Below are 11164 nucleotides of genomic sequence, written 5' to 3'. Positions count from 1 at the left end.
TCTGCCATCATATTTATTAGCAAGGCGAATCCATTACATCATCACCACATCAAACTGCTCCTGACTATAGAGTAACTCAGTTTGCACTTTGACTTGCTTCCCAACAAAAATTTCCACTTCGGCTAAAGCATGTGATTCATCACCTTTTAGTGCTTCCACAACAGCGGGGGCGGCATAAACCAAAAAGCGATCTGCGTCTATGGTTTTATGAACACGAACAATTTCTCGTAATATTTCATAACATACCGTTTCAACTGATTTTACTGTACCACGGCCTTGGCAAGTAGGACAGTCATCACAAAGTACATGCTCGAGACTTTCACGGGTTCGTTTACGTGTCATCTCAACCAAACCTAATTGTGAAAAACCATTGATGGTCGTTTTCACGCGATCTTTGCTCAATGCTTGTTCTAAGGAAGCTAATACTCTACGGCGATGATCTTCATTACTCATATCAATAAAATCAATAATGATAATGCCGCCTAAATTACGTAATCTCAGTTGCCGCGCTATCGCCTGACTCGCCTCAACATTGGTATTAAAAATCGTCTCTTCTAAATTACGATGACCAACAAAAGCGCCCGTATTGATATCAATCGTTGTCATTGCTTCGGTTTGGTCGATAATCAGATAGCCTCCTGATTTTAACTCGACCTTTCGCTCTAACGCGCGCTGAATTTCACTTTCAACCCCGTAAAGATCGAAAATAGGTTGATTACCTTGGTGTAATTCAAGTTTAGCGGTTAATTCAGGAATATATTCACCAATAAACTCCTGTAATTGATGATAAGTTAATTTAGAGTCAACCCGAATGCTATCTAATTCAGCCCCTGCAAAATCACGTAAAATACGTTGTGCTAAAGCAAGCTCACCATAAATTTGAATGCGCGTTTTATTTCTTTTTTTACGCTCAATGATTTTATTCCATAGGCGCTTTAAAAAAGCAGCATCTTGTTTTATTTCATGTTCGCCGACACCTTCAGCGGCAGTGCGAATAATAAACCCACCATTTTCATCACAATACTCTTCTACCAAGCGTTTTAAGCGCTCACGTTCTTCTTCACTTTCAATACGTTGTGAAACACCCACATGAGAAGCCCCCGGCATAAACACCAAGTAACGTGATGGTAATGTGATATCTGTTGTAAGACGTGCCCCTTTTGTACCTAGAGGATCTTTCACTACTTGTACAATCAAGTCCTGACCTTGATGTACAAGTTGCGCAATATCACGAACATTAAATTTTTTCTGCTCTTCACCCGCGATACATTCCGTGTGAGGCATAATATCAGAAGCATGTAAAAAAGCGGCTTTCTCAAGCCCAATGTCAATAAATGCAGCTTGCATCCCAGGTAATACACGACTTACCCGACCTTTGTAGATGTTTCCGACAAGACCTCGTTTGGCTTCTCTTTCAACGTGGATCTCTTGTAGTATGCCCCCGCTGATATAGGCCACTCGGGTTTCAGAGGGAGTCACATTCACTAATAGCTCTGCTGTCATGAAATCTCCTTATCATTCGCTAGAGACAAAAATTGAGCTATCAATGCTTCGGTTTCAACAAGCGGTAAGCCGACAACAGCATGATAGCTACCCTCAATCCGTTGTACAAAACGGCCTCCTTTTCCCTGAATACCGTAAGCGCCAGCTTTATCCATTGGCTCTCCCGTTTCAATATACGCACTAATTTCACTTTCTGTCATCTTTCTAAAAGTCACATCCGTGACAACTAATTGGCTTATTGTTCGGGTTTTATCTGAAATAGCAATCGCCGTCATCACTTGGTGGGTTGCACCTGAAAGATTACTTAGCATTTGTGCTGCATGTGCTTTATCTCGAGGTTTTTCCAGAATACGACCTGCTTGAACTACGATAGTATCAGAGCCTAATACCGGATAGTCATTTGTCGCTTGACGTACCCCCTCTTGAGATTTCTCTCTCGCCAAACGGATAACATAATCTTCTGGTGCTTCACCTTGTTGCCAAATTTCATCAATTGCCGGTGTAATGGTGCTAAATTGAACATCCAACAGTGACAGAAGCTCTCGCCTTCTGGGGGAACTCGATGCAAGGTAAAGAGTGATCACAATAATATCCTCATGACGGTGACACAAAAATACCGTCATGATCCAGAGAGGTTAATGAACTGAAAACTGGTGACGGACTTTGCGAAGCAAAAAATAAAGCCATGGCCAAAGAATACCACTGACTGGACTATTCCAGAATACTTGTGGGTGAAAAGTCACGGGAGAAAGCAAAAATTCTGCCCAAAATACAGTAAGATCAACCACACCAATCGCTAACATTACCACTAATGCCTGTTGCCATAACGCTAAGTTACAAAATAATTGATATTTAAAGGCGATAACATAACTTACTAGGGTATAAGCCAACGCATTTACGCCTAATGTTGTCCCTTGCACTAAATCCATGCTCATCCCAAGAACAAATGCTGTTCCAACGCTAATACGATGAGGTAATGACGTTATCCAATAAATCAGAAACAACACTGGCCAAATAGGGCGATAAACTTCTAGTTGCTCAGGCCAAGGCATAATTTGTAACACCAAAGCTATTAGAAACGAGAGCCAAATAATCCAACGCCCACGGCTACGATAAGGATTGATTGTCACTATCTACCTCGATTCGTATTAGGTTGAGGTTTATTGTTTTCCGTTGGTGGTACTGGTGCTATATCACTTGGGGTGGCGCTATTTTCCGTTGGCTCTTGTGACATAGAACGAGGCAATGGTGGCCCCGCTTGTTCATAGTTAGGCAGTACCTGTGGCATTAATTGCATCAAACGTTCATTGGCAGCACGGTAAACCTCTGAAGGTAACGGTGGCGCTTGTTTCTTCTCTGAGGCGTTCCATAATAGCAACAGATAACGTAAACGTTGTAATTCAGCAGAAGGTCGCACATTAATCACCGAATAAGCACGTTGATTATCGACTTTTACCGAAGAAACAACCCCAACAGGATAACCTTCAGGAAAGCGTCCCCCTAATCCTGAGGTGACTAACACATCCCCTACACGAATATCGATATTCGCAGGTAGTGCCTCTAACAGTAGATCATCCGCACACCCAGCCCCTGAGGCAATAACGCGAATATCATTACGTAATACTTGTACCGGTAATGCATGAGAGGTATCACAAATTAACAGTACTCGGCTGGTTAACTCACTTACGGCAATAACTTGTCCAACAACGCCTTTATCACTAATAACAGGCTGACCTTCATACACCCCATCATTAGTGCCTTTGTCTATCACCACTTGATCTCGATAAGGCGTACTATTACCAGACAACACTTGTGTTACCGTCATTTGTTCATTTTGACGTAAAGGTGAACCAAGTAATTCTCGTAAGCGGGCATTTTCTTGTTTAAATTGTTCCAGTAGCTGACTTTCACCACTGCGAACAAGAAGCTCTTTTCTTAGCGCTTGATTTTCAAATTGTAAACGTTCGCGAGTTGCAAAGGTTTCAGAGAGTTGATCAAGGAAACGACGAGGCCCATTTGCAAGAAAATAGAAAGGACTCACAGCAGTATCCAAATACTGACGGACTTTTGAAAAAGCACCTATGCGATTATCAGCAATTAACAACGATATCGCGATAATCACAGCGATTATTAATCTTAGTTGCAGGGAAGGCCCCCGACTAAAAATAGGCTTCATAAACTCTAAGATCACTCACACGGAGAAGTAAAAGAACAGGTGTTAATATTGTTATATTGTGATTAAGGGGGAATCCTTTCTCCCTTACACGCACAATAATATTAATCTTCGCTAAATAGATCGCCACCGTGCATATCGATCATTTCTAATGCTTTACCACCACCACGAGCCACACAGGTAAGCGGATCTTCAGCCACAATAACAGGAATACCTGTTTCTTCCATTAATAAACGGTCTAGGTTACGTAACAGTGCCCCACCACCCGTTAAGACCATACCTCGTTCTGAAATATCAGAAGCAAGCTCTGGCGGACACTGTTCTAAGGCAACCATCACAGCACTTACAATACCTGTTAATGGCTCTTGTAAGGCTTCAAGGATCTCATTGGAATTTAAAGTAAAGCTACGTGGTACCCCTTCCGCTAAATTACGTCCACGTACTTCAATCTCATTTAATTCGTCTGAAGGATAAGCAGAGCCAATATCATGCTTAATACGCTCAGCGGTTGCTTCACCGATCAATGAACCGTAGTTACGACGTACATAATTAATGATAGCTTCATCAAAACGGTCTCCCCCAATACGTACAGAAGAGGAATAAACCACACCATTTAATGAGATAACCGCAACTTCTGTAGTCCCACCACCAATATCAACGACCATTGAACCCGTCGCTTCAGATACCGGTAAACCTGCACCAATTGCAGCAGACATAGGTTCTTCAATTAAAAAGACTTCGCGAGCACCCGCACTAAGTGCCGACTCGCGGATAGCCCTACGCTCAACTTGTGTCGCACCAACAGGTACACACACTAATACACGAGGGCTTGGACGCATAAAGCTGTTGTTATGAACCTGTTTTATGAAGTGTTGAAGCATTTTTTCGGTTACATAAAAATCAGCGATAACACCGTCTTTCATTGGACGAATAGCTGCGATATTCCCAGGTGTACGCCCTAGCATCTGTTTGGCTTCATGCCCGACGGCTGCAACACTTTTTGATGTACCTGCGCGATCTTGGCGGATCGCAACTACAGAAGGTTCATCGAGAACAATACCTTGTCCTTTGACATAAATCAGGGTATTGGCGGTACCCAAGTCAATAGACAGATCGTTGGAAAACATGCCACGAAATTTTTTAAACATACGAAAGGATAATCCTGCAAGCCGGGACGGAAAAATCCGTCTACTCTACCAACCACAATAAGCAGCGACAAGGCGCGATCCGCTACTTAGTTAAAAGTGGACACGTGAATAATCATAAAGGCACAATATTCTACGTTACTTTTCCCAATTGGAGCAGAAAAAAACTGCATAAAAATGGGCTAATTAAAACGATTAACGCATAAATTCGATCCTACGTAAGATTTATTTGACTTAATCACAATACAAATCACGTAGATATCGACAAAGAAAAATCTTACTTGGTTGCCACACTGTGACACAAAAGTAAGGGTTCAAGTTCAAATAAAATTTATTCATTTAATTATTCACATCAGCAATATCTATTTTCGATAACATTTACCCCATCATTTGATGAAGATAGCGATCATCATACTCATCTTGATGGTGGCCAAAACAACCTATTAGCTTAATTTCAATAAACGAAGATAAATGTTATTTTTGGCCCAATCGTAAAATATTTTAAGTATCAACTCACAACAAAAATGTAAAACTCAGAATAATCTCTGCTTAAATGAACATAGAACCCATCGTTTATACACTAAAAAGCGTTAATTTGTCTCATTATTACACGAGATATTGTGCACAATCACAACGCTTGCTAAAAAATCACCTATCATGACAGAAACGGATAGCAATAAGAGGTCATCATGAAAGCATTATTAGTCGAACAACACAGCGATAAACTTAGCGCCGGCGTCCAACATATCGATGAATCACAACTTCCTATTCATGAGGTCATTGTTGATGTCCACTACTCGACACTAAACTACAAAGATGGCTTAGCCATAACAGGTAAAGGAAAAATTCTACGCCAATTTCCGATGGTCCCCGGTATCGATTTTTCAGGGGTGGTTCACCATACAGAAGATCCCCGTTTTCATATTGGACAACATGTGTTACTAACCGGTTGGGGTGTAGGTGAAAACCACTGGGGCGGTTTAGCACAAAAAGCGGGCGTTAAAGGTGATTGGTTAACGGCGCTGCCCGAAGGACTGTCGTTAAAAAATGCCATGATCATTGGTACAGCTGGTTTTACTGCCATGCTTTGTGTGATGGCGTTAGAACAAGGTGGCATAACACCCGATAGTGGTGAGATTTTGGTTACAGGTGCCAGCGGTGGTGTCGGTAGCACCGCAATTAGTTTATTAACCGCACTTGGCTATCAGGTTACCGCTCTCAGTGGCAGAGCCAGCAATCACGATTATTTACGTAAACTGGGGGCCGAGCATATTATCACCCGTGAAGCATTTGAGGCTGCAGGTAAAGCGTTAGATAAACAGCGTTGGGCAGGCGCTATTGATACCGTAGGTGGACAAATCCTTGCCAATATCTTGTCACAAACACATTACAATGGCACCGTTGCCGCCTGTGGATTAGCAGGAGGATATACGTTACCTACTACAGTCATGCCATTTATTTTACGCAATGTTCGTCTGCAAGGTATCGATTCCGTCTATTATCCAGCAGAAAAACGCGCTCAAGTATGGCAACGTTTACTGCAGCTATTGCCTGATACATTTTATCAGCAAACAGTAACCGAAATTACACTCGATGAGGTGCCACGCTATGCTCAGATGATAATGGATAATCAAGTAACAGGTAGAACCTTAGTTAAGTTGTAATTATTTATCATGATTTTGAGCTAATTTCTGGCATTAAACAGATTAATTTAATGCCAGATTATTGCGTTTTTAATATTAAGCCTGGTTAGTAATGTGATCTAGATCACATTTATAACATATATTATCGATCTAGCTCAAAGAAGCGTAGATTTCCTGTCACATCAATAAATAACGTCATGTTATGATTATTTTTTAAACTTCTGTTTATTTTACTTTCTTGGTTTTACAATCTTGTAAAAACTTTTAACTTTTCATCAAAATAATCCCATCTTTCCCTGATTAGACCAGTATTTTGCTGTTATCTTCTGTGAAATGTCTATAATGTCGGACTTTGTGATTTGTATCGTAACATTCGATACAATAAAAGATGACAAAACGAAAAGCACAGGTTATTTTGTCATTTCGTTGACGAATTGACGGAGATAGAAGCATAATGTCGGAAAATTTTCATATTTTGCTCCTGAATGGTCCGAACTTAAACCTGCTTGGCACTAGAGAGCCGGAAACTTACGGACACCTAACTCTGAATGATATTGTTCAAAGTTTGTCAGCGGATGCTCAAGCATTAAATGTGAAACTGACTCATTTTCAATCAAATGCTGAACATGAGCTAATAAATAAAATTCATGCGGCGCGGGGAAATGTTGATTATATTCTTATCAACCCTGCAGCATTTACGCACACCAGTGTTGCACTGCGTGATGCATTATTAGGGGTGAATATTCCATTTATTGAAATTCACCTATCCAATGTCTACAGTCGGGAACCTTTCCGTCACCACTCTTATCTTTCTGATATCGCAACTGGCGTAATCTGTGGATTAGGTGCTGAAGGGTATCGATTTGCTTTACAGGCAGCGGTCAACCGCTTGTCTTAATAAAAAACATCAAAAGAGTACGGAATCAACTCATGGATATTCGTAAAATTAAAAAACTGATCGAGCTAGTCGAAGAGTCTGGCATTTCTGAACTGGAAATTTCTGAAGGTGAAGAGTCAGTACGCATCAGTCGCAACTCTGGCGTTCAGGGTCAAATGGCTCCTCAGCAATATTTTGCGGCACCAGCAGCACCTCAACCTGCATTAGCAGCTGCTGTGGCACCTGTAGCACCAGAAACACCAGCGGCTACAGCAACGCAAGAAATTAGCGGCCATGTTGTTCGCTCACCAATGGTAGGTACCTTCTATCGTTCACCAAGCCCAGAAGCAAAAGTCTTTGTTGAAGTGGGTCAGCAAGTCAATGTTGGCGATACACTGTGTATCGTTGAAGCAATGAAAATGATGAACCAAATCGAATCTGATAAAGCGGGCGTTGTTAAATCTATCCTTTGCCAAGATGGCGATACTATTGAGTTTGACGATCCACTCTTTGTCATCGAATAACGAGGCAGGCCCATGCTAGAAAAAATCCTCATTGCCAACCGTGGTGAAATTGCACTGCGTATCCTAAGAGCTTGTAAGGAACTTGGGATCAAAGCAGTCGCCGTTCACTCCACGGCAGACCGTGATTTAAAACACGTTCTGCTGGCAGACGAGACTATCTGTATTGGTCCCGCTGCTTCAGCAAAAAGTTACTTAAATATTCCGGCAATTATTGCCGCGGCAGAGATAAGTGGCGCGCAAGCCATTCACCCAGGATATGGCTTCCTGTCTGAAAATGCCGATTTTGCCGAACAAGTTGAACGCTCAGGCTTTATTTTTATTGGCCCTAAAGCGGAAACCATTCGCCTAATGGGTGATAAAGTTTCCGCTATTGAAGCGATGAAAAAAGCCGGTGTTCCTTGTGTACCAGGCTCAGATGGCCCATTAGGTAACGATACAGCCAAAAATATCGAAATCGCCAAACGCATTGGTTACCCTGTTATCATCAAAGCATCAGGTGGTGGCGGTGGTCGCGGTATGCGTGTTGTTCGCTCAGAAAAAGACTTAGCGCAAGCAATCTCCATGACCCGTGCGGAAGCCAAAGCGGCATTTAGCAACGATATGGTCTATATGGAAAAATACCTTGAAAATCCACGCCACGTCGAAATTCAGGTGATGGCCGATGGACAAGGTAATGCTATCTATTTAGCTGAACGTGACTGCTCAATGCAACGTCGCCACCAAAAAGTGGTTGAAGAAGCACCAGCACCAGGTATTACCCCTGAGATCCGTAAAAATATCGGTGAACGCTGTGCAAATGCGTGTATTGAAATTGGCTACCGCGGTGCGGGTACGTTTGAATTCCTCTATGAAAATGGCGAATTCTACTTTATCGAAATGAATACCCGTATTCAGGTTGAGCACCCTGTTACTGAGATGATCACCGGTGTTGACCTTATCAAAGAGCAACTGCGTATTGCATCAGGCTTACCATTATCGGTCACGCAAGATCAAATTCACGTTCATGGACATGCTATTGAGTGCCGTATCAACGCAGAAGATCCAAAAACCTTCTTGCCAAGCCCGGGAACCATCACTCGTTTCCACTCACCAGGCGGATTTGGTGTACGTTGGGAATCACATATTTACGCAGGTTACACCGTTCCACCACACTATGATTCAATGATTGGTAAATTGATCACTTACGGTGAAACACGTGAAATTGCGATTTCTCGTATGAAAAATGCGTTGGCAGAACTTATTATTGACGGCATTAAAACCAATATTGAGCTACACCAATTCATTATGAATGATGAGCAATTCCAAAAAGGTGGTACTAATATTCACTACCTAGAAAAACGCCTAGGTTTAACTGAAAATTAATCTTTTTAGCTTATCAGTAAAAGGCATAGTTTATCGACTATGCCTTTTTTATTCGACTAAATAGTCTATTAAATACCCCAAATAAGTTCCTGCAGCACACTTAACCGCCAATCAATTCCTCATCATTTAATGCCACCAATAAGTTTATGATCAATTTTCACTGAATCACCTCTCACTTTCCCGTACAATCCTTCCCATTCGTTTTAATCCTATAAAGATTGGGAGAACAGATGGACAAGCGTTTTGTTCAGGCCCACAAAGAAGCCCTCTTGGCCTTAGTGCTTACTTTTATCTACTTATTGGGTTGGTTACTTACTGCCTATTTACCCGATAATAGTGTGGGGCTAACCGGCCTACCGGTTTGGTTTGAGCTTTCATGCCTATTTTTGCCTGTGCTATTTTTTTTACTGTGTTATCTGATGGTACGCTATTTTTTCAAAGATATGCCGTTAGGAGATGAGCATGACAATGCAAACTGAGGTTATCGTGCCACTGGTTGGCTATCTCTTATTGGTCTTCCTATTATCCGCATACGCATATCGTAAACGTGAAAAAGGACAATTTCTTAACGAGTATTTTCTTGGTAACCGCTCTATGGGTGGATTTGTCCTTGCAATGACCATCACGGCAACCTATGTCAGTGCTAGCTCTTTTATTGGTGGACCAGGAGCGGCTTACAAATACGGCATTGGTTGGGTACTTCTTTCGATGATCCAGCTCCCCGCGATTTGGCTCTCCCTCGGGGTACTAGGTAAAAAATTTGCTATTTTGGCGCGTCGTTATAACGCCGTCACCCTAAATGATATGCTCTATGCTCGCTACCAAAGTCGCTTTTTAGTCTGGTTTGCCAGCTTAAGTCTACTGGTAGCTTTTGTCGGTGCCATGACCGTACAATTTATTGGTGGTGCTCGCTTATTAGAAACCGCTGCGGGTATTCCCTATGAATTTGGTTTGCTGATATTTGGTATCTCAATCGCATTATATACAGCGATAGGTGGATTTAGAGCTAGTGTATTAAATGATGCCTTACAAGGCCTTGTGATGTTATTGGGCACCTTTATTTTGCTTTTTGCCATTATCTACAAGGCGGGTGGCTTAGATATTGCAATACAAAAACTAAATGCTATCGATCCTGCCCTTACCTCTCCTCATGGTGCTGACGGCATTTTAACTGGCCCCTTTATGGCGTCATTTTGGGTATTGGTCTGTTTTGGGGTTATCGGCCTTCCCCATACTGCAGTGCGCTGTATCTCTTATAAAGACAGCAAAGCCATGCACAGAGGGATCATCATCGGCACCGTCGTGATGGCGTTATTAATGTTTGGTATGCACTTTGCGGGCGCATTAGGTCGGGCAATCATTCCTGATCTCACCGTGCCAGATCAAGTTATTCCAACCTTAATGGTTGATGTATTACCGCCTTTTGCTGCCGGTATATTTTTAGCGGCACCGATGGCAGCCATCATGTCAACGATTAACGCACAACTGCTACAATCATCAGCGACATTGGTCAAAGATCTCTATCTCAATCTCGCGCCTCATGCCATAAACAATGAAAAACGCATTGCGCGTTTATCTAGCCTATCTACTTTGATTTTAGGGATCTTATTGCTATTTGCTGCATGGAACCCGCCATCAATGATAATTTGGCTCAATTTACTTGCCTTTGGTGGACTACAAGCGGTTTTCTTATGGCCTCTAGTACTTGGCCTTTACTGGAACAAAGCAAACCGTTATGGCGCGATTGCGGGCATGATAACCGGTGCCACACTCTATGCTACACTGGCAACATTTAATATCCAGATTGCTGGATTTCATCCTATTATTCCTGCGCTGTTATTGAGCTTAGTGGCCTTTCTTGTCGCAAATAGGTTTGGAGAACAAACCTTGCCTCAATCTGCTCCATTACAGTGAACTTGTTTTTAAAAGAGATTAAT

General features: G+C 42.1%; 11 protein-coding genes. 6 read left to right on the top strand and 5 right to left on the bottom strand.

What is annotated here, in order from left to right; all coding sequences use genetic code 11:
• Positions 1–33: 33 nt before the first annotated feature.
• The 5 genes from rng to mreB all read right to left on the bottom strand — a co-directional run bounded on the left by rng (position 34) and on the right by mreB (position 4824).
• Positions 34–1503 (bottom strand): ribonuclease G, encoded by a 1470-nt coding sequence (rng, locus tag AACQ49_RS03635; RefSeq protein ID WP_004245326.1) that lies wholly within the window; start codon positions 1501–1503, stop codon positions 34–36.
• Positions 1500–2087 carry a Maf family protein gene (locus AACQ49_RS03630; protein WP_004248907.1) on the bottom strand — a complete coding sequence of 196 codons (588 nt, stop codon included), beginning with the start codon at positions 2085–2087 and terminating at the stop codon, positions 1500–1502. The genes rng and AACQ49_RS03630 overlap by 4 nt, the downstream gene beginning before the upstream one ends.
• A 51-nt stretch (positions 2088–2138) precedes the next feature.
• On the bottom strand, positions 2139–2627 hold the full coding sequence (gene mreD, locus AACQ49_RS03625) for a rod shape-determining protein MreD (RefSeq protein WP_026164602.1): 489 nt from the start codon (positions 2625–2627) through the stop codon (positions 2139–2141).
• 5 nt (positions 2628–2632) lie between these two features.
• Positions 2633–3679: a rod shape-determining protein MreC gene (gene mreC / locus AACQ49_RS03620; RefSeq protein WP_004245329.1), complete on the bottom strand. Its 1047-nt coding sequence runs from the start codon at positions 3677–3679 to the stop codon at positions 2633–2635.
• 101 nt (positions 3680–3780) lie between these two features.
• Positions 3781–4824 (bottom strand): rod shape-determining protein MreB, encoded by a 1044-nt coding sequence (mreB, locus tag AACQ49_RS03615; protein ID WP_004245330.1) that lies wholly within the window; start codon positions 4822–4824, stop codon positions 3781–3783.
• A gap of 686 nt (positions 4825–5510) precedes the next feature.
• Here mreB and acuI point away from each other — a divergent pair.
• The 6 genes from acuI (at position 5511) to panF (ending at position 11141) form a co-directional block, all read left to right on the top strand.
• Entirely contained in the window at positions 5511–6485 is a 975-nt protein-coding gene (gene acuI / locus AACQ49_RS03610; RefSeq protein ID WP_012368829.1) for an acrylyl-CoA reductase (NADPH), read from the top strand.
• Between the two features lie 433 nt (positions 6486–6918).
• The gene (gene aroQ, locus AACQ49_RS03605) at positions 6919–7362 is read left to right on the top strand and encodes a type II 3-dehydroquinate dehydratase (protein ID WP_004245332.1); all 444 of its coding nucleotides are present in this window, start codon (positions 6919–6921) and stop codon (positions 7360–7362) included.
• Between the two features lie 32 nt (positions 7363–7394).
• Complete coding sequence (gene accB / locus AACQ49_RS03600; protein ID WP_004245333.1) at positions 7395–7865, top strand: acetyl-CoA carboxylase biotin carboxyl carrier protein; 471 nt, start codon at positions 7395–7397, stop codon at positions 7863–7865.
• 12 nt (positions 7866–7877) lie between these two features.
• A complete protein-coding gene (gene accC, locus AACQ49_RS03595; RefSeq protein ID WP_004245336.1) occupies positions 7878–9227 on the top strand; it encodes an acetyl-CoA carboxylase biotin carboxylase subunit in 1350 nt (449 codons plus the stop codon).
• A 230-nt stretch (positions 9228–9457) separates the two neighbouring features.
• A complete protein-coding gene (locus AACQ49_RS03590; RefSeq protein WP_004252713.1) occupies positions 9458–9706 on the top strand; it encodes a YhdT family protein in 249 nt (82 codons plus the stop codon).
• A complete protein-coding gene (gene panF / locus AACQ49_RS03585; protein ID WP_049207524.1) occupies positions 9696–11141 on the top strand; it encodes a sodium/pantothenate symporter in 1446 nt (481 codons plus the stop codon). Before AACQ49_RS03590 ends, panF begins: the two co-directional genes overlap by 11 nt.
• Positions 11142–11164: the final 23 nt, after the last annotated feature.

This window comes from Proteus sp. G2675, from assembly GCF_963886535.1.
GTDB lineage: Bacteria > Pseudomonadota > Gammaproteobacteria > Enterobacterales > Enterobacteriaceae > Proteus > Proteus mirabilis.
Note: the sequence above shows the minus strand (reverse complement) of the source record. Positions and strands in the feature narration are given on the sequence as shown.